21 protein-coding genes and 3 pseudogenes are annotated in these 21,193 nt (G+C 71.1%); 11 read left to right on the forward strand and 13 right to left on the reverse strand.

All coding sequences use genetic code 11. The features are described from left to right. Positions 1-260: 260 nt before the first annotated feature. Positions 261-614: a BlaI/MecI/CopY family transcriptional regulator gene (locus RIN75_RS10100; RefSeq protein ID WP_309111565.1), complete on the forward strand. Its 354-nt coding sequence runs from the start codon at positions 261-263 to the stop codon at positions 612-614. Here RIN75_RS10100 and RIN75_RS10105 read toward each other — a convergent pair. Further along, positions 611-1,837, reverse strand: a complete 1,227-nt coding sequence (locus RIN75_RS10105) for a tetratricopeptide repeat protein (protein ID WP_309111566.1) — start codon at positions 1,835-1,837, stop codon at positions 611-613. The genes RIN75_RS10100 and RIN75_RS10105 overlap by 4 nt on opposite strands. Positions 1,838-1,892: 55 nt before the next feature. Between RIN75_RS10105 and RIN75_RS10110 the strand changes: the two genes are divergently transcribed. Continuing rightward, positions 1,893-3,164, forward strand: coding sequence for an AAA family ATPase (locus RIN75_RS10110; protein ID WP_309111567.1), 1,272 nt, complete (start codon positions 1,893-1,895; stop codon positions 3,162-3,164). Positions 3,165-3,281: 117 nt separating this feature from the next. On the opposite strand, the gene RIN75_RS10115 is transcribed toward RIN75_RS10110, so the two are convergent. Next, positions 3,282-4,001 (reverse strand): DUF2330 domain-containing protein, encoded by a 720-nt coding sequence (locus tag RIN75_RS10115; protein ID WP_309111568.1) that lies wholly within the window; start codon positions 3,999-4,001, stop codon positions 3,282-3,284. Positions 4,002-4,023: 22 nt separating this feature from the next. Then, entirely contained in the window at positions 4,024-4,365 is a 342-nt protein-coding gene (locus RIN75_RS10120; RefSeq protein WP_309111569.1) for a helix-turn-helix transcriptional regulator, read from the reverse strand. Between the two features lie 145 nt (positions 4,366-4,510). On the opposite strand from RIN75_RS10120, the gene RIN75_RS10125 reads away from it, so the two are divergent. Then, on the forward strand, positions 4,511-4,954 hold the full coding sequence (locus tag RIN75_RS10125) for a GNAT family N-acetyltransferase (protein ID WP_309111570.1): 444 nt from the start codon (positions 4,511-4,513) through the stop codon (positions 4,952-4,954). 46 nt (positions 4,955-5,000) lie between these two features. Here RIN75_RS10125 and RIN75_RS10130 read toward each other — a convergent pair. After that, positions 5,001-5,609 (reverse strand): annotated as a pseudogene (locus RIN75_RS10130) (MMPL family transporter); the annotation flags it as partial. 173 nt (positions 5,610-5,782) lie between these two features. Between RIN75_RS10130 and RIN75_RS10135 the strand changes: the two are divergent. Continuing rightward, positions 5,783-5,986 carry a hypothetical protein gene (locus RIN75_RS10135; protein ID WP_309111571.1) on the forward strand — a complete coding sequence of 68 codons (204 nt, stop codon included), beginning with the start codon at positions 5,783-5,785 and terminating at the stop codon, positions 5,984-5,986. A gap of 85 nt (positions 5,987-6,071) precedes the next feature. After that, positions 6,072-6,227 (forward strand): annotated as a pseudogene (locus RIN75_RS10140) (DUF2867 domain-containing protein); the annotation flags it as partial. 424 nt (positions 6,228-6,651) lie between these two features. Here the strand turns inward: RIN75_RS10140 and argG are convergent. The 3 genes and pseudogenes from argG to RIN75_RS10155 form a co-directional block, all read right to left on the reverse strand. Beyond that, entirely contained in the window at positions 6,652-8,097 is a 1,446-nt protein-coding gene (gene argG, locus RIN75_RS10145) for an argininosuccinate synthase (RefSeq protein ID WP_309111572.1), read from the reverse strand. Positions 8,098-8,512: 415 nt separating this feature from the next. Further along, positions 8,513-8,689 (reverse strand): hypothetical protein, encoded by a 177-nt coding sequence (locus tag RIN75_RS10150; RefSeq protein WP_309111721.1) that lies wholly within the window; start codon positions 8,687-8,689, stop codon positions 8,513-8,515. 51 nt (positions 8,690-8,740) lie between these two features. After that, positions 8,741-9,268 (reverse strand): annotated as a pseudogene (locus RIN75_RS10155) (hypothetical protein); the annotation flags it as partial. Here RIN75_RS10155 and RIN75_RS10160 point away from each other — a divergent pair. Then, positions 9,262-10,176 (forward strand): LLM class flavin-dependent oxidoreductase, encoded by a 915-nt coding sequence (locus RIN75_RS10160; RefSeq protein WP_309111573.1) that lies wholly within the window; start codon positions 9,262-9,264, stop codon positions 10,174-10,176. The pseudogene RIN75_RS10155 and the gene RIN75_RS10160 overlap by 7 nt on opposite strands. 71 nt (positions 10,177-10,247) lie before the next feature. Further along, positions 10,248-10,901, forward strand: a complete 654-nt coding sequence (gene lexA, locus RIN75_RS10165) for a transcriptional repressor LexA (protein ID WP_309111574.1) — start codon at positions 10,248-10,250, stop codon at positions 10,899-10,901. Positions 10,902-10,915: 14 nt separating this feature from the next. Here the strand turns inward: lexA and RIN75_RS10170 are convergent, their stop codons facing one another. Both RIN75_RS10170 and RIN75_RS10175 read right to left on the reverse strand, forming a co-directional pair. Continuing rightward, positions 10,916-11,143 (reverse strand): hypothetical protein, encoded by a 228-nt coding sequence (locus RIN75_RS10170; RefSeq protein ID WP_309111575.1) that lies wholly within the window; start codon positions 11,141-11,143, stop codon positions 10,916-10,918. Next, positions 11,140-12,207 carry a hypothetical protein gene (locus RIN75_RS10175; RefSeq protein WP_309111576.1) on the reverse strand — a complete coding sequence of 356 codons (1,068 nt, stop codon included), beginning with the start codon at positions 12,205-12,207 and terminating at the stop codon, positions 11,140-11,142. The genes RIN75_RS10170 and RIN75_RS10175 overlap by 4 nt, the downstream gene beginning before the upstream one ends. A gap of 413 nt (positions 12,208-12,620) precedes the next feature. Between RIN75_RS10175 and RIN75_RS10180 the strand changes: the two genes are divergently transcribed. Beyond that, the gene (locus RIN75_RS10180) at positions 12,621-13,010 is read left to right on the forward strand and encodes a GNAT family N-acetyltransferase (protein ID WP_309111577.1); all 390 of its coding nucleotides are present in this window, start codon (positions 12,621-12,623) and stop codon (positions 13,008-13,010) included. A 181-nt stretch (positions 13,011-13,191) separates the two neighbouring features. On the opposite strand, the gene RIN75_RS10185 is transcribed toward RIN75_RS10180, so the two are convergent. Then, a complete protein-coding gene (locus RIN75_RS10185; RefSeq protein WP_309111578.1) occupies positions 13,192-14,643 on the reverse strand; it encodes a DHA2 family efflux MFS transporter permease subunit in 1,452 nt (483 codons plus the stop codon). A gap of 147 nt (positions 14,644-14,790) precedes the next feature. Continuing rightward, entirely contained in the window at positions 14,791-16,071 is a 1,281-nt protein-coding gene (locus RIN75_RS10190) for an FAD-dependent monooxygenase (protein WP_309111579.1), read from the reverse strand. Positions 16,072-16,204: 133 nt separating this feature from the next. Here RIN75_RS10190 and RIN75_RS10195 point away from each other — a divergent pair, with 133 nt between their 5' ends. The 3 genes from RIN75_RS10195 (at position 16,205) to RIN75_RS10205 (ending at position 17,263) form a co-directional block, all read left to right on the forward strand. Continuing rightward, on the forward strand, positions 16,205-16,816 hold the full coding sequence (locus RIN75_RS10195) for a hypothetical protein (RefSeq protein WP_309111580.1): 612 nt from the start codon (positions 16,205-16,207) through the stop codon (positions 16,814-16,816). A 135-nt stretch (positions 16,817-16,951) separates the two neighbouring features. After that, a complete protein-coding gene (locus RIN75_RS10200) occupies positions 16,952-17,083 on the forward strand; it encodes a hypothetical protein (RefSeq protein WP_309111581.1) in 132 nt (43 codons plus the stop codon). After that, positions 17,084-17,263, forward strand: coding sequence for a hypothetical protein (locus tag RIN75_RS10205; RefSeq protein ID WP_309111582.1), 180 nt, complete (start codon positions 17,084-17,086; stop codon positions 17,261-17,263). 40 nt (positions 17,264-17,303) lie between these two features. Here RIN75_RS10205 and RIN75_RS10210 read toward each other — a convergent pair whose 3' ends face one another. Continuing rightward, the gene (locus RIN75_RS10210) at positions 17,304-19,790 is read right to left on the reverse strand and encodes a polynucleotide kinase-phosphatase (protein WP_309111583.1); all 2,487 of its coding nucleotides are present in this window, start codon (positions 19,788-19,790) and stop codon (positions 17,304-17,306) included. Continuing rightward, positions 19,790-21,181 carry a 3' terminal RNA ribose 2'-O-methyltransferase Hen1 gene (locus RIN75_RS10215; protein ID WP_309111584.1) on the reverse strand — a complete coding sequence of 464 codons (1,392 nt, stop codon included), beginning with the start codon at positions 21,179-21,181 and terminating at the stop codon, positions 19,790-19,792. Before RIN75_RS10215 ends, RIN75_RS10210 begins: the two co-directional genes overlap by 1 nt. Positions 21,182-21,193 lie beyond the last annotated feature (12 nt).

The following is a 21,193-nucleotide window of genomic DNA, read 5'->3' on the forward strand; positions in this document are numbered from 1 at the left end:
CCATGTTATGCAGGTCACACTGCGGTGTCAACGCCCGCAAAGGCAGCCCTACGGGCGTCCGAACAGCGCACTCCGGAGTGTTTCACCCGATTGCCGGAATGACCGATTCCCGATCACCGGACAAGATCGTCGATCATTCCGGACAATCAAATTCCGACCCATTCGTCAACCTGCGCCGGTAGGTTTTTCGACGCGCCCGGACACGGCCCGTCCTTGGTGACTCACGCTCGGTAGCATGTGGGACGAGCAAGGGGGGCGCTATGCATGGACTCGGTGAACTGGAGAGCGCGGTCATGGACGTGCTGTGGGGCGCGTCCGGGACGATGAAGGTCCGCGACGTCCTGGGCCGGTTGGGGAAGCCGCTCGCGTACACCACGGTCATGACCGTGCTGGACAACCTGCACCGCAAGGGCTGGGTCCAGCGCGAACTCGACGGCAAGGCCTACCGCTACGAACCGGCCGTGGGGCGGGCCGAGGCGGCCGCGAACGCGTTGCGCCAGGTCTTATCCACGTCCGGCGACCCCGAAGGCGTGCTGCTGCACTTCGCGCGCAGCGCCTCCGAACGCGAGACGGAGCTGTTGCGCAAAGCCTTGCCGCGCAAGCGCCGGCGTTAGCTCAGCACGGTGAACCAGGTCGCCGCGATGCCGCTGAGGAACACCATCCCCACGGCCGCGGCCGCCCCACCCGACCCGCCCAACGTGGCCGCGAACGCGAACACCGCCACCGCGGCGGCCACCCAGGACGCGGTCAGCAGGATGCGCCGGGGCTTCGCGCCGATGGTGTGCGCCGACCCGACCGCCATCGCCCACAACCCCAGTCCGAACGCGAGCCCGAGCAGCCGCGACGGACCCCCGGCCGTCCCGAGGACCGCCACGACGAGCGCCGCGCCGCCGAACCCGACGAAGGCGAACGTGGCCAGCCGGGCGGCCCGGTTGAGCAGGTGCCGGTCGCGGGTGCAGAGCAGGACGAGGTTCATCAACGGTTCCAACGTCCAGCTCAACAGCACCAGAGCGACGACCAGTACCAGAAGGACCCGAGCCCAGGTCTGTCCCTCGAACGGCCGGAGCAGGCGGGTCAGGATGAACGGCAGCAGCAGGAAGCCCCAGCGCAGGGCTTTCGGTTGGGCGTTGAGCCACAGGCTCATCCGCAGCAGCAGGCCGTAAAGCGGGTTGCGGGACTTGAGGGCGACCGAGAGTCCTTCGCGGATGCCGGTGTCGGTGGGGTCGAGGCGCATCGCGGTGCGGTGGGCGTCCACGGCTCGGCGGCCACCACCGCGGCGCAGCGCCAGCAGGCCGCGGACCCGGTGCGCGTCGAGGTTCTGCGGGTCGATCCGGAGGGCCTCCCGGACGGCTTCGTCGGCGTCGTCCAGGCGTTGCAACTCGTAGAGGACGGCGGCTTGGGCAGCGGCGGTGTCGGCGTCACCCGGGTCGAGGGCGCGGGCGCGTTCGGCACTGACCAGCGCCTCGGCGTTGCGCTTCTGCGCCAACAGGACGTACGCCTCTTGCATGTGCAGCCCGGCGACCTCGGGCGCCAGCGCCAACCCGCCCCGGACCGCGTCCAGTGCGGCTGCGTGCTCACCCAGCCCAGCCAGCGCCGCCGCGAGCGTCGAGTGCGCCAGCACGAACTCCGGCGCAGCCGCCAGCGCTGCCCGGCTGGCGTCCCGCGCGTCGGCGTACTTCTCCTGCCTCAGCAGTGCCTGCGCAAGCAGGGTGTGCACTCGGGGATCACCCGGGTCCGCCGCGAGCGCCGCCCGGAACTGAGCCTCGGCTTCCCGCGCCCGCCCGAGGTCGAGCAACACCCGCCCGCGCTGGACCGCGACCTCAGCACCGTCGTCCATCACACCCCCCACGACCGGCCCACCCCGGGTGCGCCGTGCCAGTACCCTACGCCGCGTGACGGACGACCCGGTGATCCAGGCCCTGCTAGGCGCACTTCACGCGGACCCCGACAACCACGCGGTGCGCGAACACGTAGCTCGGCTCCTCCTGGAGGCCGGTCGCCCGGCCGAGGCCTTCGAACAGGCGACCACCGTCCTGGCCGCCGTCCCCGACCACGTGGCCGCCCTACGCACCGCCGCCGCTGCCGCCCACGCCATGGGCGACCCCAAGGCCGCTTCCTACACACGCCTAGCCGACGCCCTTGCCCCTTCGCCCCCGGCCACCCCTTCGCCCTCTGCCGCCCCTCCGTCCCCCGCTCCTCCTCCGGTACGGGCGTCCACCGTGCCCGACACCGCCGACGAGATTTTCCAGCAGTGGTCGTCCAGCGAGCCCATGACCGAACCGTTGGGCGACATCGGCCCGACCGGCGTGACCCTGGCCGACATCGGCGGCTTGGCGGACGTCAAGAAGCGCCTGGAACTGTCCTTCCTGGCACCGCTACGCAATCCGGAGCTGAGCCTCCGTTTCGGCAAGTCCTTGCGCGGCGGCCTGCTGCTGTGGGGTCCGCCGGGGTGCGGGAAGACGATGATCGCGCGGGCGCTGGCCGGTGAGCTGGGTGCGAACTTCTACGAGATCGGCCTGAACGACGTTCTCGACATGTGGATCGGCAGCAGCGAACGCAACCTCCACAGCATTTTCGACACCGCCCGCCGCAACCGTCCGTGTGTGCTGTTCTTCGACGAGATGGATGCTCTGGGGCAGAAGCGGTCGAACCTGCGTGGGGGTGGGTCGTCCATGCGGGGTGTGGTGAACCAGATGCTGGCGGAGTTGGACGGGGCGAGCACGGACAACGAGGGCGTGTTCGTACTGGCGGCGAGCAACCACCCGTGGGACATCGACACAGCGCTGCTCCGCCCAGGCCGTTTCGACCGCAGCGTGCTCGTTTTGCCGCCCGATGTGGAGGCCCGCGAGGCGATCTTGGCGTTCCACCTGCGGGGGCGGCCGACCGAGCGGTTGGACCTGGGGAAGATCGCGAAGGCGACGGACGGGATGTCCGGCGCGGATCTCGCGCTGATTTGCGAGCAGGCAACGGAGAGCGCGCTGGACGAGACGATGTCGAGCGGGCGGCACTCGCCGATCACGCAGCGGCACCTTCAGGAGGCGGCGAGGTCGGTGCGGCCGAGCATCGGCGAGTGGATGGAAACCGCGCGCAACTACGCGCTGTACGGCAACGACGCCGGCGCCTACGACGAACTGGCCGCATACCTCAAGAAACGCCGCCGCTGAGCCACGATCGTCCCGCCATCACGTGGCCAGTCTGCGGCGCAGGAAAACGCCCGTGTCCGGGCAACAGCGCGGACACCTTCGGGGGATCCGGGTGCCTGTCCACCGGTCCGGCGAACGTCAGCTCGGGGCCCGACCCCGTGGGGCCGGGTTGCCGATGTCGACGCGGTGGTCCGCGAGGACGTGCAGCCGCAGCGGCTGCACGCGCTCGGCCGCGGCGGACAGCCTCATCGGGTAGACCGGGGCGTCGGTCTCGAACTCCACCCGCATGGGCGGTAGCCCGTCCGCGAGGCTGCCCGACGACGGTGCCAGGCGCACCGCCACCACCAGCCGGTTCTCCGCGAGGTACGGGGTGAGCGCGCCGCCCAGGGCGGTGGGCAGCGTGAACCCGTGGTCACCCGGCCACCGCTGGACGGCCGTCGAGTCGGTGCCCGCGAGCTGGGCGACCTCGTAGGGCCCGACCTCGACGTGGTCCACGACGGTGGCCCCACCCCGCTCCGGCGGCGCGGCCCCGCTCCCGTCCCCGTCCACGACGACCTGGCGCTTGCGGACCTCCGGCCGGCTGATCAGGTCCAACTCGGCGAACAACCCGCCGTCCGCGACCTCGAACCGGGCCCGCGCGGGCACCGGCACGAGGAAGTCGGCCTGCGAGGCGTCCGAGCGGGCGTCGACGGACAACGTGATCGCCTCGGTGCGCCCGTCCAGCTCGACCAGCGCCGTCTCCTGCTGGGCTTGGAGCTTCTCGTTCGCCACGATCGCGCCACACGCACAGGCGTCCGACACCGCCGGTCCGGCCGTGCCGAACACGGCGACCAGGGCGAGGACGACCATGATCCGCATGGCGCTTGTGACGCTCCGAGCCTCACTCGGGTTCCCGCTCCCCCATCCCGAGCCGCCGGTGCAACTCCGCGACCAGCACCTCGTCACTGATCGACGTGGCATCCCGCAACGGCCGGGCGTCCGCCTCGTCCTGGGTCAACAACCCGGCCGCCACCAACACCTCCAGGATCGGCACCTCGAACAGGTGTGCCAACGCCCGAGCGGTTTCCAGACTCACCGACCTCCCCCGCCGCCAGTCGGTGAGCCGGCTGCGGTGCACACCGACGGCACGCACGAGATCACTGGTGCTCAACCCGCTCCTTTCCATGCTGGCTTCGAGGTACTTCCAGAACGGCGACGCCGACCGACGGCGGGACTTGACCATGCCGTCATGCTAGTTGCGCACACCAAACGGGTGATGCGCCAGACGCCCGCGCGGGCGCGGCGGTCGAACCGTCGGGGTTGGATCGGTCTGGACACCGCTGTCGATCAGATGGCCGGTAGCCATGTCGAGCTGACAACATGGTTCCGTGGGTGCAGTGGATCTCGGTGAGTTCGCCGTGCGCCGCGCGGATGAGTCGGATGTGGAGAAGCTGGTCGGAATCGACTCGGTCGCGGCCGAGGGTGACGGCCGGCGGCGGGCGAGCATCCGGCGGTGGTGCCGGGAAGGCCTGGTGACCGTGGCCGAGGGCACGTCCGGGCCCGTGGGCTACTGCGTGGTGGAGTACACCTTCTTCGAACAGGGCTTCGTCACGATGCTCATGGTGGCACCCGGCGCCCGTGGCCGAGGCGTCGGCGCGCGTCTGCTCGAGTCCGCCGAGCGTTCCCGCACCGCTCCGAAGCTGTTCACCTCGACCAACGTGTCCAACCAGCCGATGCAGCGACTGCTCCAGCGCGCGGGGTGGAACCCGGTCGGCCTGCTCCACGGCCTGGACGAGGGCGACCCCGAGTTGTTCTACCTGTGCCCGCGATGAGGGAAACCTGCGGCACCGGCCTTCGAGGAGGAACGCGTTTCGCGCTCTAAGCGTCGACGGTCACCCGAGGACGTTCGACCTCCACCGTCCCCGTCAACGCCGTCCCCTCGACGTCCAGCTCCGGCAACCACCGCAACCACTTCGGCAGCCACCAAGCGCTCTCCCCCAACAGCGCCAACGCCGCCGGCACCACGACCATCCGGATCACGAACACATCCACGAGGATCCCGATCGCCAACGCGAACGCGATCGACTTCATGGTCGCCTCACCCTACGGCACGAACCCGGCGAACACCGACAACATGATCAACGCCGCCGCGACCACCACCGGCGCGGCCTGCCGGAACCCGGTCCTGATGGCCTCACGCGGCTCCACACCCCGGTGGTGGGCCTCATGCATCCGGGACACCAGGAACACCTGGTAGTCCATCGCCAACCCGAACAAGATCCCGATGACGATGATCGGCGTGAGGCTGATCAACGGCCCGGTCGTGTCCAAGTTGACCGCATCCGCCAACCACCCCCACTGGAACACCGCCACCGTAGCCCCCAGCGACGTCCCCACGGTGAGCAGGAACCCCAGCACACCCACCAACGGAACCAGCAACGACCGGAACACCAGCACCAACAACACCAGCGCCGGCCCCACGGCCACCCGCTCCCGCACCGCACTCGTCGGCAAGGTGCGCTGCCGCCGCGGCAACGCACCTGCCGGTACCGGTTGATGATGAACAGCGCGTAGTCGATGCCGACCGCCAACTTCAGCATGGTGGCCAGGAACGGCTTGCGCTCGTCACCTACGCCGCCGCTGACGGCGACCGGATCGGCGTGCTCGACCTCGATTTGGTCCGCGCCCTCCCGAAGGGAACCGCCCTCCTCGACGTCCTCGACCGGTTACCGGAGATCGGCGCCCGCGCCCTGGCCGCGCCGGACGAGGTGGTCGCGCTCGCCGAAGCCCGCCTGAAAGCGCCGATCCCACGCCCGCCGCCCACCCGGGACTGCCTGTGCTTCCTCGACCACATGCGGAACTGACGTCGAGCACTCGGCCAGGAGTCCACTTTGGACGACGTCTGGTACCGCGTCCCGGCGTTCTACTTCGCCAACCCGGCCTCGGTGCGGCGGGCACCGCGGCCAGATTGCCGTGCTGGTCAAGCCCAACAGCCTCTTCGGGCGGGCTTACATGGCCGCGATCCGGCCGTTGCGGCACCAGGTCGTCGACCCCGCGCTGATCCGCATGATCGGGCGCGGCTGGCAGCAGAGTAGCAAGCGGTGAAGTACGGGATGGTCGCGTTCACTACCCGCACCCCGCCCACCGCGAGGCCTTCCTGGTCCGCGTCCGGCAGGTCGCCGACGTGTTGTCCGGCAGGTCGCCGACGTGTTCCGGGCGGTGCCGGGGTGCCTGTCGGCGGAGGGGTGGTGGGCGCCCGCGAGCGGCGCGGTGGTGTCGGTCGTGCAGTGGGAGTCGTAGGAGGCGTTCCAGGCGGGGTTCGCGGCCGTGCAGGCGGCGGACGTGGATGTCGCCTTCGATGACCGGGAGTCCAAGCCGCGCGAGATCCACCGGTTGGTGTCGGCGTGACCAGGTGGCCCTGGCGGATCGGTCACCCGGTCGAGCCTGACCGCGTGCACCGCCTCCCGTGAGGCGGTGCACGCGGGCGTCGGTCAGTCGTGGCCGGCTTCGCGGTGCACGCGGGCGTCGATCAGTCGTTGCCGGATTCGAGGGCGGCGTGGTCGAGGAGTTCGTCGTCCACGGTCTTGCCGCGGGACGCGATCGCCTCGGCCCCGCCCTCCGGCATCGCGCCGATGAGCTTGGTCGGCTCCACGCGGGCGGCGCTGATGAGGGACGAGTGCCGGCTGCCGACCATGCCCAGGCCGGCGTACTGCTCCAGCTTGGCGCGCGAGTCGGCGATGTCCAGGTTGCGCATGGTCAGCTGGCCGATGCGGTCCACCGGGCCGAACGCCGAGTCCTCGGTGCGCTCCATGGACAGCTTGTCCGGGTGGTAGCTGAACGCGGGGCCCGCAGTGTCCAGGATCGAGTAGTCCTCGCCCCGGCGCAGGCGCAGCGTGACCTCGCCGGTGATCGCCATGCCGACCCAGCGCTGGATGGACTCGCGGATCATCAGCGCCTGCGGGTCCAGCCAGCGGCCCTCGTAGAGCAGGCGGCCCAGCTTGCGGCCCTCGTTGTGGTAGGCGGCGAGGGTGTCCTCGTTGTGGATGGCGTTGACCAGCCGCTCGTAGGCGGCGTGCAGCAGCGCCATGCCGGGCGCCTCGTAGATGCCGCGGGACTTGGCCTCGATGACCCGGTTCTCGATCTGGTCGGACATGCCCATGCCGTGCCGGCCGCCGATCGCGTTGGCCTCCAGCACCAGGTCCACCGCCGAGCCGAACTCCTTGCCGTCGATGGTGACCGGCCGGCCCTGCTCGAACCCGATGGTGACGTCCTCGGCCTCGATCTCCACCGACGGGTCCCAGAACTTCACGCCCATGATCGGCTCGACGATCTCGATGCCGGTGTTGAGGTGCTCCAGCGACTTCGCCTCGTGCGTGGCGCCCCAGATGTTGGCGTCGGTGGAGTAGGCCTTCTCGGTGCTGGCCCGGTAGGGCAGGCCGCGCGCGAGGAGCCACTCGGACATCTCCTTGCGGCCGCCCAGCTCGTTGACGAAGTCCGCGTCCAGCCACGGCTTGTAGATGCGGAGGGACGGGTTGGCGAGCAGGCCGTAGCGGTAGAACCGCTCGATGTCGTTGCCCTTGTAGGTGGAGCCGTCGCCCCAGATCTGGACGTCGTCGTCGAGCATCGCGCGCACCAGCATGGTGCCGGTGACCGCGCGGCCGAGCGGGGTGGTGTTGAAGTACGCCCGACCACCGGACCGGATGTGGAACGCCCCGCAGGCCAGGGCCGCGAGCCCTTCCTCGACGAGGGCGGCCCGGCAGTCGACCAGGCGGGCCAGCTCGGCGCCGTAGCTGGCGGCGCGGCCGGGCACGGAGGCGATGTCCGGTTCGTCGTACTGACCGATGTCTGCGGTGTACGTGCACGGCACCGCACCCTTCTCACGCATCCACGCGACCGCCACCGAAGTGTCGAGACCGCCGGAGAAGGCGATGCCGACGCGTTCGCCGGCGGGGAGGGAAGTGAGCACCTTGGACACGACTCGAATTATGCACGACGACGTATGGTCATGCATAGCGAGGCCGCCGATGAGGCCGGCATCACTCCGGTGACCCGAAGGCCGGGGGTTGGGGTGGGGGCCGGGACGAGGCGCGTGACCAGGGCTTAGCTTGGGCGGACCGGACCGGGCCGGGCTGGGCCGGGCCGGACGGGCTCAGCCGGGGCCGGGCGGGGCCGGGCGGGCTGGCGGGCCGGGCGGGCCGACAGGCCGGGCGGGCTGCCGCGCCGCGCCCACCTCTCCACCGCGCCCGCCACGCCACCTCGCCGCCCCCTGCCGCGCCACCCCTGCCGCGCCACCCCTGCCGCGCCACCCCCGCCGCGCCGCCACCCGCCCCGCCGCACCCGCTCCCGCCGCGCCGAACCGCCCTCGATGGGACACTACAAATTCGTGTGGCTCAGGTCATGAACACGACCGGCACTTCGTTGTCGACGACGATCCGTCCGAGCAGGTCGGCCAGGGTCTCCCGTTCGGCGGGGTCGACGGTGGCGGGCAGGAGGTGGATCCGGCGGCAGGTCTCGGCGTAGAAGTCCTCGGCGAGCTTGCGGCCCTCTGGGGTGAGGCTGACGTGCACACCCCTGGCGTCCTGCGGGTCTTGCTCCCGGCGGACGAGGCCGTTGCGCTCGGTGCGGTCGACGAGGCCGGTGACGCTGGACTTGGCGAGCCGGAGGACCTGGCCGAGTTCACCGCCGGCGACATCACCGCCGACATCTGGTTCCGCGCCCACGGGGTCCGGGTCAACAGCGGCTACCTCGCCGACGGCCGGCTCACCACCCCCGGCCCGCGCGGCACCGTCGCCGTCACCGGCACGCTCAACGTCGTCGGCTACGACCACGTCCACGCGCTGGGCGACCTCACCGACCTGCCCGAGGCCAAGATGGCCGGGTACGCGATGCGGCACGCCGAGGTCGTCGCCGCCAACATCACCGCCCGCCTGCGCGGCGAGGAGCCGACCCGGACCTACGAGGCCGCGCCGCACCCGATGATCCTGCTGCCGCTGGGCCCGCGCGGCGGTGTCGGACAGTTCCCGTCGCCCGAGGGACCCGTCGTGGTCCCGGTCGGGACGGTGGTCGAGTACAAGGGCGCCGACCTGTTCACCAGCCGTTTCGCCGCGCGGTTCGGCATCGAGCGTTGAGGGGCACGACCATGTCACTGCCGGAAGTGGTTTTCGGGTTCGGCGCGCACAGCGTGGTCGACGACGGGCCGGAGCTGCTGCGGATGACGCAGCGGGCCGACCGCGAAGGTCTCGACGTCTTCTCCCTGTCCGACCACCCCTACCTGGGCAACCGCCTCGACGCGTACGCCACCATCGGCTACGTCCTGGGGCAGACCCAACACCTCGCCGGCTTCGCCAACGTCACCAACCTGCCCACCCGACCGGCCCCGATGCTGGCCCGCGCGGTGACGACGCTGTCCGCGCTGTCCGGCGGCCGGGTCGTGCTGGGCATGGGCGCGGGCGGGCTGTGGGACCGCATCGCCGACATGGGCGTGCCCCGCCTGTCCGCCGGCGACGCCGTGGACGCGTTCGAGGAAGCGATCGTCCTGATCCGCAAGCTCTCCGGCGGCGGGCCGGTTGTCACCCATGAAGGTGATCACTACCGGGTGAACAAGATCGAGCCCGCCCCCACCCCGGCCCCGCCGGTGTGGACGGGTTCGGTGGGCCCGAAATCCCTGGCGGCCACCGGGCGGGTCGCCGACGGCTGGATCCCCGGCCACGCGGCGGACTGGCTCAGCGACCGCTATCGGACATCCCGCCCGGTGGTCGACGAGGCGGCGGCGTCCGTGGGCCGCGACCCGCGCGAAGTCCGCACCATCTACAACTTCCCCGGCCGCATCACCGCCGCACCGTTGGCGAAGACGCGCGGCGAGGACGGCCGGTGGATCGGCGGCTCGGTCGAGCAGTGGGTGGACGAGCTGACCGGCGCGGTCCTCGACCACGGCGCGTCCGGCTTCATCCTGTTCTCCCCGCGCGCCGGCACCCCGGACGCGGACACCCTGGCCCGCTGGGCCGCCGAGGTGGCACCCGCCGTCCGGGAGGCGATCGCGGAGGCACGGCGGTGATCGGCGGGGCGCGGCGGTGACCGGCGGGGCACGGCGGTGATCGGCCGATCAATCGGCCTATCATTCGCCGGGTGACCCCCTACGACGAGTTCGACGACCTCGACGCCGCAGCCCTGCCCGAGCGCCAGCAACGCATCCTGGTCGCCATCCGGGACTGGGTCAGCGCCCACGGCTACTCGCCGAGCACCCGCCAGATCGGCGACGCCGTGGGGCTCAAGTCGTCCTCGTCGGTCTCCAAGCACCTGGCGGCGTTGGAGGACAAGGGCTTCCTGCGCCGGAGCGACACCATGACCCGACCGATCGACGTGCGGATGTTCCTGTCGGGCAGGGCGTCGGTCGAGTCCGGTTCGGACAACGTCCCCGTGCCGGTGGTGGGCGACATCGCGGCCGGCGTGCCGATCGCGGCCGAGGAGCACGTGGACGACGTGCTGAAGTTGCCCCGCGAGTTGACCGGTCGGGGGACTGTGTTCGCCCTGCGGGTGCGTGGTGACTCCATGGTGGACGCGGCCATCTGCGACGGCGACATCGTGGTGGTGAAGCAGCAGCCGGAGGCCCACTCGGGGCAGATCGTCGCCGCGATGATCGACGGGGAGGCGACGGTGAAGGTGTTCCGGCGGCGGGGTGGGCACGTGGTCTTGGAGCCGCGCAACCCGGCGTACGAGGACATCGATGGGGACGAGGCGACCATCCTGGGTGTGGTCGTGTCGGTGCTGCGCAGCGTCTGACGCGCACGGGCCGGCTAGGTGCCTGCGCCGAAGACGGCGAAGGACGCCCAGTTCACCGGGTCCGCGAAAGGGCGGGCGGTGTAGGTCGGGTCTGTGGCCTGCATGGTCAACAGAGCCCAGGCCCGGTCGTCCGGCGACCCTCCCGTTCGGCTCAGGAGGCGTTCTGCCTCGTCGCGGCGGCCTGCGCCCAGCCGGGCGTTGGCCTGCATGACCTGCTCGTGGAGGGCGTCCTCCGCGTTCACCCGAACACCCGGCGGACCACGTCGTCGGCCGTGGCGGGTGCGGTCGTGGGGGTGTCGTCGCCGCGGAACGCCATGCCGGCCGCGGCGAAGCGCTGGAGTTGCGCGGCGAACTCCAGTTCGCACTCCTCGTACAGGCGCTGCCGGTGGCCGCGGGTCAGGTCGTCGGTGAAGATCGCGCCGGCGGTCTGGAGCCAGCGCTGGCGCGCGCCGGTGAGGTCGCCGTCGAACAGCAGGCGCAGGGTCTGCGTCCACAGCTGGTACCAGGGCAGGCCGCGGACGTCGTCGCGGTTCTTCCTCGCCTCCACGCTGATCAGCATGAAGTCGTGTTCGCTGTAGGGCACGAGCACGCCGTTGTCGAGTCGGTGCAGGCGGCCGTCCTTGACGCGCAACGCGTCCAGGTCCGACGCCGAGGTGCCGACGCGCGGTCGGCGCATGATCGCGTAGTGCGTGGGCCGCAGTTCGGTGGACGACGCGGGCGTGCCGTCCGGGCCGGTGGGCGAGGACCAGGCGCAGTACGCGCCCACGCGCAGCTCGACGTCGTTCATGTCCAGCAACGATTCGACGCCGCGCACCAGGGCGTCGGCGATGGCGGTCGTGGCGACCAGGCCGGTGAAACCGACCGCGGAGGCCACGTCCTCGACAACGGTCAGGGAACGGGCCATCCAGTCGGCGGTCCGCGTGCGGAACAGCGCGAGCAGTACGCTGACGTCGTCGCCCTCGTACGGCACGGGCCCGGCGACCCGGATGTTGCCCACCTCGATGGCGTCGTCGGCCGCGGTGACCTGGAGGCGGCGGCTGAGTTCGTTGGCGCCCAGCACGGACGGGATCGACACGCGCCGGCCGTCGCGCAGGAACTCGGTGACGACCGCGCCGAACGGCTGGTACTCGCGCCACAGCTCGCGTTCGTTGGTCAGCCACATCTGCCGCAGCCGGACTTCGAGGTACACCTCGCCGGGCACGAACGCGGTGGCGTCCCCGATCGGCTCCTCCGACCGCACGGGAACGGCGACGATCCCCTCCGCCTGCCGCGCCCGGACCCGTTCCAGCAACCGCCGAACCCCCATGCCGCACCCCTCCGTCGTGCTGAAGGCACCCAGGGTAGCGGGACGGCGGCGATGGGGTGCCGGTCCTTCGGCGAGGACCGGCACCCGTTCAGGTGATCAGGAAGCGAAGCACAACAGGGTGTCGATGTGCTTGTGGCAGCGGACGGTTCGGGTCGTGGTGCCTGGCTGGTTCTTGCGGTCCGTCACGGTCAGGGTGGCGGTGTAGGGCTTGCCGACCTTCGGGCAGAAGTGACCGTGCGGTGCTGGCGGCGGTGCGATGTTCGCCCCGTGCCCAGCCCACACATCCGGCCCGCGACCACCTCCGACGCCACCGAGATCGCCCGGATCCACGTCGAGGCCTGGCGGGTCGCGTACGCCGGGCACATGCCCGAGGACTTCCTGGCCGGGCTGTCCGTCGAAAACCGCCGGCGAGGGTGGGAACGGCAGCTCGCGGCGGACGCGTCCGGGGGTTCGTGGTCGAGCACGAGGATGCCGTCGCCGGGTTCGCGGTCGTCGGCCCGAGCCGCGACGACGACGCCGAGCCGAGCACGGGCGAGTTGCACGCGATCAACCTCGACCCGACGCACTGGCACAGCGGCCAGGGCCGCCCCCTGCTGGACCACGCGGTCGCCGCGTTGCAGGAGCGCGGTTACCACGAGGCGACCCTGTGGGTGCTGGGCTCCAACGACCGGGGGCGCCGGTTCTACGCGCGGGCGGGCTGGTCACCGGACGGCAGGACGAGGGTCGAGACGATCGCCGACGGGACCGTCGAACTGCACGAGGTCCGCTACCGCCGAACGCTGACGACCGCGACCGTCGTGTAGGGCACCGCGATGCGGCCGCCCTGTGCGTCGATCGCCTGCGCCGACCACGGGGTCCGCGCTCACCACGGTCCTCTCCCCCGGCATTGGCCACTTAGCCCGCGCCTCGCAGGCCGCCAGCCTTGCTAAACGCCGGTGCCCGGGAACCCACAAGGGCTCCCGGGCACCAATACCGCGACGAACCTCAGTGCGCGGCCGGCGTCTCCGCCTTGCCGCCCTTGATGGTGAACGCGCCCACCACCGCCACCAGCGACAGCACCGCCGCCAGCAGCATGGCCGTGTGGACGCCGCCCATCTCGGCGCCCGCCGCGTCCCCGGACGCGCTCAGGCTCGCCGCCCGCGCGCTCATCACGCTCACCAGCAGGGCCACACCGGCCGCCGCCGCGAGCTGCTGCGCGGTCGCGAAGACCGCGCTGCCGTGGGAGTACAGGCGCATGGGCAACGAACCCAGGCCGGCCGAGAACAACGGCGTGAACGAGAACGCCAAGCCCAGGCTGAGCAGCAGGTGGAACGCGAGCACGAACCAGGCCGCCGTGTCGGCCGAGAACGTGGTGGCGAACCACAGGGACGCGCTGGTCGCCACCGTGCCCACGATCAGCAGGATGCGCGGCCCCACCTTGTCGTACAGCCGGCCCACGAACGGCGACAGCAGACCCATCAGCAGACCGCCGGGCAGCAGCAGGAGGCCCGTGGTGAGCGGCTCCAGCTTCAGGACGTTCTGGATGTAGATCGGCAGGATCGTCGCCACGCCCAGCAGCAGGCCCATCATCACCATCATCAGCACGCTGGTGATGGTGAACGTCCGCACGCCGAACGTGCGCAGGTCCAGCAGTGCCCGGTCCTTGCGCTGCAAGGAGACCTGGCGCAGGACGAACGCCGCGATGCCCGCCACGCCGACCGCGAGCGACACCCACAGGGTGGTCGACGCCGAGCCGCCGGAGTGGCCGATGCTGGACAGCGCGTAGACCAGGCCGCCGAAGCCGAACACCGACAGCACGACCGACACCGGGTCGATCGGCGCGTCGCTGCGCTCGCCCACCGGCGAGACGAACTTCAGGCCCAGCGCCATCGCGGCCGCCGCGATGGGCAGCACTACCCAGAACATGGCGCGCCAGCCCCACAGGTCCAGCACCACGCCGGACACCGTCGGACCGATCGCGGGCGCGACGGAGATGACGATGGAGATGTTGCCCATCACCGCGCCGCGGCGTTCGGCGGGCACCAGGGTCATCACCGTGGTCATCAGCAGCGGCAGCATGATCGCCGTGCCGGAGGCCTGCACCACGCGGGCCGCGAGCAGCACCTCGAAGCCCGGCGCCAGGGCGGCGATCAGCGTTCCCACGCTGAACAGCCCCATCGCCGCGCCGAACAGCGCCTTGGTGGAGAAGCGCTGGATCAGGAAGCCCGTGATGGGGATCACCACGGACATGGTGAGCAGGAAGCCGGCCGTCAGCCACTGCCCCACGGCCGCCGAGACGTGCAGCTCGTTGAGCAGCACCGGCAGCGCGACGCCCATGATGGTCTCGTTGAGGATGACCACGAACGTGGCCACCAGCAGCACACCGATGACCGTGCGGTCGCCGCGGCTGAGCTCGGGTGGCGGCGCCACGGCGTCGGACACACCTGCGGAAGTCATGCGAGGTCCCCCAGAAGAAAAACGGGCGCGCGAAAAAGGGCATCGGCGCCCCGGACAGATCAACCCTACCGGGGCACACCGACAGTCCGGACCTCATTTTCGCCGCCGGCAGACGCCCGTAGCAGCGCGTACGCGACCCGTGACAGGTCAGGCCCGACCGAACAGCACCCGGGCCAGCACGCGCGGGGCGAACATGGACGACGGCGGGTTCAGCAGGCCGATCGTGCGCACGAACGCCGTCGCCACCACCGGGTCGTGCCCGGCCACCTTCTGCAGCCGCGACACGTACCGGTTCACCAGCCGCGTCGACAACGGCCGCCGCCCCGGGATCTCCGGCAGCGCCAGGTCACCGCCCGCGTTCAACTGCCACACCGGGTCGATGATCTTGGCCGCGGCCCGGAAGAACCGGCGCGCGAGGTCGTGCTCGCCCTCGCTCAGGCACTTGCGCAACGCCTCCGCCTCCATCGCCGCGACCGTCATGCCCTGCCCGTAGATGGGGTTGAAGCTGCACACGGCGTCACCGAACGCCAGCAGCCCCTCGGGGTACCGGTTGAGCTGTTCGTAGCGCCGGCGCAGGCTGGCCGGGAACCGGTGCGCCCGCAGCTCGGTCAGCGGTTCGGCCGACGCGATGGACTCGAACACGTCCGGCGGCGCGGACCGGCGCAGGAACTCGAGGAAGGCGTCCTCGTCGGTCGGCGGGTGGTCGCCCGCCATGCCGACCACGGTCAGCATCCACCGGTCGCCCTCCTGCGCGGCGTACGCGAACCCGTTCGGCCGGCCCGGGATCGGTCCGACGAGCGTGAGCTTGTCCCGGAACGGCACCTTCGGCCGCACCAACCGGCTCACGTACATGGTGTCGATCTCGATGGTGTCCTCGGCGGGCACCGGGAAACCCCACTCGGCCATCCACTTCCGGCTCCGACCACTCCGCCCGAGCGCGTCCACGACCAGGTCCGCCTCCAGCAGGCCCGCCGAGGTGCGCACCCCGGTCACCCTTCGGCCGTCGAAGACCGGTTCCAGGACCTCCTGTCCGTCCACGACCTTCACGCCCGGGTGGGAGGCCACCCGCGACCGGATCGTGCCCTCCAGCATGGGCCGGGTGAGCTGGATCGCCGTCGCCCCGGTGTCCGTGCGGATCATCCGCTGGCCGTTGAGCACGAAAGTCGCTTCAAGCGTGAAGTTCGACCGGGGCACGCCCTCGGCGACGAACTCGTCCACCAGCCCCGGGAACATCTGTTCGAGCGCCTGCGCACCCCGCAACAGCACGGTGTGGAAGTGCTTGCCCTGCGGCACGCCCTTCCGGTGATCCGCCCCGGCCGGGAGCGCGTCCCGGTCGACCACGGTCACCCGTTCGTAGTGCCCCACCAAAGCCCGCGCGGCTAACAGACCACCCATGCTGCCGCCGAGCACAACCGCGTGCGTCCCCATTGTCCGAAGGTGGCACACCGGGCCGACCCGCGGCTTCTCCCCGAATGCCGCTCCGGCCGAACCCGGCGTGTCCAGCACGAACCGCCGCCCCCGGCAGTACCCTCACCGTCGTGGCGAGTCGAGGGGAACCGTGATGAAGCGCCTGGCAGTCGTACTCCTGTGCCTCCTGGTGGCCACCGCCTGCGGCGCCCTGACCGAGGTCATGAACCTCTCGAAGCGCATCAACGACGCCGGCTACTCCAACGTCTCGGTGAACCACAACACCAGCAACGGCTTCGACACGGTGAGCATCACCGCCACCGGCGGCCCGGAAGGCGGCAACGGCGAGGACATCGCCCGCCTGGTGTGGGACACCTACCCGGCCGAGGTGGACAAGGTCGTCCTCACGCTCAACGGCGAGGAGTACTCCGGCACGGCGGAGGAGCTGGAGAAGGCCTTCGGTCCCCGCAAGATCCAACCCGACCCGGACAACTCGTTCGGGAAGACGGTGATGTGGTGGATCATCGGCATCGGCGTGTTCGTCCTGCTGCTGATCATCGGCGTGATCGTGCTGATCGTGGTGGTCGTTCGACGGAATCGACGCCGCCGAGCGGCCCAGCACCAGTACCCGCCGCAGTACCCCCACCAGCAGTACCCGCCGCAGCAGTTCCCCCAGCAGCAATACCCGCCGCAACAACAGCCGCCGCACCCGCCCCAGCAGCAGCCGCCTTATCCGCCGCAGCAGCAGCCGCCGCACCAGCCCTGACCCTTCCTTCGGGCAAGGCAACGCCCGAGCCGGGTGACCGCGTATTGCTCGCCGGAAGCGACAACCGGCGAGGTGTTGTCGCGGTTCTCTGGAGGGGTCGATGTCCCACTGGGGGCTCGGTCGAGCCTGCTCTCCGTGGCACTAGCCACCGCCACGGTCGTCCCGGCTCAAGCCGAAGCAGCACCAACGAACACCACTCCCGCCGAACCGGGCGTGACGGTGACCCTGGTGACCGGCGACAAGGCCACCCTGAGCGGATCACAGTGAGTGGACGTCAAGGCAGGCCAAGGCCGGCCGCACATCGGCATCACCCGTGACGGCACGCAGTGGAAGGCGATCGCATTCCACCCGGCAGACGCGAAATTCGCCTCCCTGCGCACGAACATCGCCGACCCCGAGGACGACTCCCAGCGCCAAACCATCATCCGCGCCTACGCCCTCAGGTAGTAAAGCGCCGCCCCCGGGACGACTCCCGGGGGCGGCCCCATCACAACCGCGGGTCGACCGGTTCCGACTCCAGCGCCAGCACCGCGAACACGCACTCGTGGACCCGCCACAGCGGTTCACCGCGCGCCGCCCGCTCCAGCGCCTCCAACCCCAGCGCGTACTCGCGCAACGCCAAGGACCGCTTCGCGCCCAACCCGCGCTGGCGCAGCCGGTCCAGGTTCGCCGGTTCGGTGTAGTCCGGGCCGTAGATGATCCGCAGGTACTCCCGGCCGCGCACCTTCACGCCCGGCTGCACCAGGCCGCGCTCACCGACCGTGAGGTTGGCCAGCGGCTTGACGACCATGCCCTCGCCGCCCGCCGCGGTCAGTTCTTCCCACCACCGGACACCGGCCGCCACGGAATCCTCGTCGCCCGTGTCGACCACCAGGTGCCGGGTGCGGGTGAACAACGGCGAGTCCAAGCGCGCCAACGTCTCCAGGTGCCAGAGGTGCGAACGGTCGTGGTACGTGCGGCCCTCGGTCGCCAGGAGCTGGAACGGCGCCAGGCGAACGCCGTCCAGACCCGTGGTCGGCCAGCAGTACCGCTCGTACGCGTCCCGGTACCCGACGGCGTTGGCCAAACGGGACGTGGTGCGCGCCAACAACTCCGACACGTCCACACCGCGCGCGGCGGTCGCCCGCAACACCTCCAACGCCGCGCTCAGCGCACCCACGGCCGCCGCGCCGACGGCCGCGTACTGGTCCCGGATCAGGCCGGTGGCCTTGGCGTTCCACGGCATCAGCTCCGCGTCCAGCAACAGCCAGTCGGTGTCGAACTCCCCCCACAACCCGGCTTCGGTCACCGCCGACCGCACGCGTGCCAGCAGCTCCTCCCCCAGCTCCCCGTCGAAGAACGGCCGACCCGTGCGCGTGTAGACGGCGCCGGAGTCCTTGCCCACCAGCACGACCGCGCGGGAGCCCATGTGCTTCTCCTCGCAGATCACCTCCCGCACGCCCGCCGCGCGGTACTCGGCGAAGGCGTCGCCGGGGTGCTCCAGCACGTCCGGCCGCTTGGACGTGGCGGTCGGCGCCATCGTCGGCGGCAGGTACGGCAGGCGGTGCGGGTCGACCGCGAACCGGCTCATCACCTCCAGCGCGGACGCGGCCTGCTCCGGCCGCACGGTGACCCGGCCCCGGTACGCGGTCTCGATCGTGCGCCGACCAGAGACGTCGCCCAGCGCCAGCACGTCCGGCTCGCGGTCCGGCGCGGCGGCGACCAGCGGGCGCACCGGCTCGTACCAGACCTTGCGCGCCTCCACGGAGACGACCTCGCGCTCCGGGTAGCGCAACGCGGTCAGCTTGCCGCCGAACACCACACCGGTGTCCAGGCACATGGTGTTGTTGACCCACTCCACTTCCGGCGTCGGCGTGTGTCCGTAAAGGACGGTCGCGCGCCCGCGGTACTCGGTCGCCCACGGGTAGCGCACCGGCAGCCCGTACTCGTCGGTCTCGCCGGTCGTGTCGCCGTAGAGCGCGAAACCGCGCACGCGCGCCGAAGCCCGGCCGTGGTAGCGCTCGGGCAGACCGGCGTGCGCGACCACCAGGTCACCGCCGTCCAGCACGTAGTGCGCCACCAGCCCGTCGCAGAACCGCTCCACCTGCCGGCGGAACTCCTCGGTCTCCGCGGCCAACTGCGCCAGCGACTCCGCCAGACCGTGCTTGACCTGCACGTTCCGCCCGCGCAGCGCGCGCACCAGCTTCTGCTCGTGGTTGCCGCACACGGCGAACGCGTGCCCCGAGGACACCATGCCCATCACCAGCCGCAGCACGCCCGGCGTGTCCGGCCCGCGGTCGACGAGGTCGCCGACGAACACCGCCCGCCGCCCGGCCGGCGGCACCGCGTCCACAGGGCGGCCCTCCGCGTCGCGGACCAGGTCGTAGCCGAGCGCGCCGAGCAGGTCCTCCAGCTCCTGGCGGCAGCCGTGCACGTCGCCGATCACGTCGAACGGCCCGGTCTCGTGGCGCAGGTCGTTGAGCAGCCGCTCGGGCACGATCGTGGCGTCGTCCACTTCGGACTGGCTGCGCAGCACGTGCACCTTCTTGAAGCCCTCCTTGCCGAGGAACTTCAAGGACTTGCGCAGCGCGGTGCGGTGCCGGCGCACGACGTGCGGACCGAAGTCGCGGTCCGGCCGGGTCGCGTTGCGCGCCAGGCACACCTCTTCCGGCAGGTCGAGCACGATCGCCACGGGCAGCACGTCGTGCTCTCGCGCGATCTCCACCAGCAGCGCCCGGTCGGCGCGTTGCACGTTGGTCGCGTCGATCACCGTGGTGCGCCCGGCCGCGAGCCGCTTGCCCGCCACGTAGTGCAGCACGTCGAACGCGTCACCCGACGCGGACTGGTCGTTCTCGTCGTCGGCCACCAGGCCGCGGAAGTAGTCGCTGGACAGGACCTGCGTCGGCGCGAAGTGCCTGCGCGCGAACGTCGACTTGCCCGAGCCGGAGGCGCCGACCAGCACCACCAGGCACAGGTCCGGGATCTTCAGCTCCATCAGTCCTGCTCTCCAAGGGTGCTGTTGTCATCGAGGACGAAGGCAGCCATCTGCGTCGGCGCGCCCAGCGCCGGGTCCTCGGGTCCTATCGGCTCGAACGACACCGCGTAGCCGCGCCGCTCGGCGACGCCGTGCGCCCACTCGCGGAACTCCGCGCGGGTCCACTCGAACCGGTGGTCGCTGTGCCGCAACTGCCCGGTGGGCAGGGTCTCGAACAACGCGTTGTACTCGACGTTCGGCGTGGTCACGAGCACGGTTCGGGGCCGTGCCACGACGAACACCGAGTGCTCCAGCGCGGGCAGCCGTTCGGGGTCGAGGTGCTCGACGACCTCCATCAGCACCGCCGCGTCGTACCCGGTCAGCGCGGGGTCGGCGTAGGTCAGCGACGACTGGCGCAGCACGACCCGCTCCCGCTGCCGGTCCGCCATCCGGTTCAGCCGCAGCTTGCGCGCCGCCTCCTGCAAGGCCCGCGCGGACACGTCGACACCGTGGATCTCGGTGAACTCCGGCACCTGCACCAGCGCGCGCAGCAACGCACCGCCACCGCAGCCGAGGTCCAGCACGCGCCGCGCTCCGGCCGCCCGCAACGCCGCCACCACCGCGTCCCGCCGCTGCACGGCCAGCGAGACCTTGGGCTCCGCCTGCGAGATCGTCGGCTCGGCCAGCGCGTTGTCCAGTTCCTCGGGCTCGACGTCGTCCACGTCGGCCAGGCGCGTCAACGCGGACTGCACCAGCGGCTTCTTGCGCGCCAGGTACCGGGTGGTGATCAGCTCGCGGTCCGGGTGGGTGGCGAGCCAGCCGTCACCGGCGCGCAGCAGCTTGTCCACTTCGTCCTCGTCGACCCAGTAGTGCTTGCTGCCGTCCAGGACGGGGAAGAGCACGTAGAGGTGCTTGAGCGCGTCGGACAACTTGTGCGTGCCGGTCAGCGTCACGTCGCCGTAGCGCGAGTCGGTGCCGTCCCCGAGCGCGATCGGCTCGACCGCGACGTCCCAGCCCAACGGCGCGAACAGCCGTTCCGCCAACGCGTGCGGCAGCACGGGAACGTTGACCCGCAACGGGATCGGTGTCGCCGCCAGCTCCGCCCGGGACTGGCTGCGGCCGTTCATGGCGGTGCGGAACACGGAGCCCAGCGCGACCGTCAGCAGCGAACCCACCACGTACGGCCGGTCGTTGACGTACTGGGTCAGGGTGCTGCCGGGACCTCGGACCAGCGCGACGGGGTCGACCTCCAGCAGCAGGGCGACGGTGCACTCCTGCTCGTCGGCGCGCGGGTAGAAGACGTGCGCGGTCCCCGCCGAGGTCCGGAACTCCTGCGCCCGGTCGGGGTGCTTGTGCAGGAGGTGCCCCAGGTCGGTGGCCGGCTGGTGGGTCGTGGTCAAGGTCAGCAACACGCTGGCAGTCTG

Source organism: Saccharothrix sp., from assembly GCF_031180885.1.
In the GTDB taxonomy this organism is placed as follows: domain Bacteria; phylum Actinomycetota; class Actinomycetes; order Mycobacteriales; family Pseudonocardiaceae; genus Actinosynnema.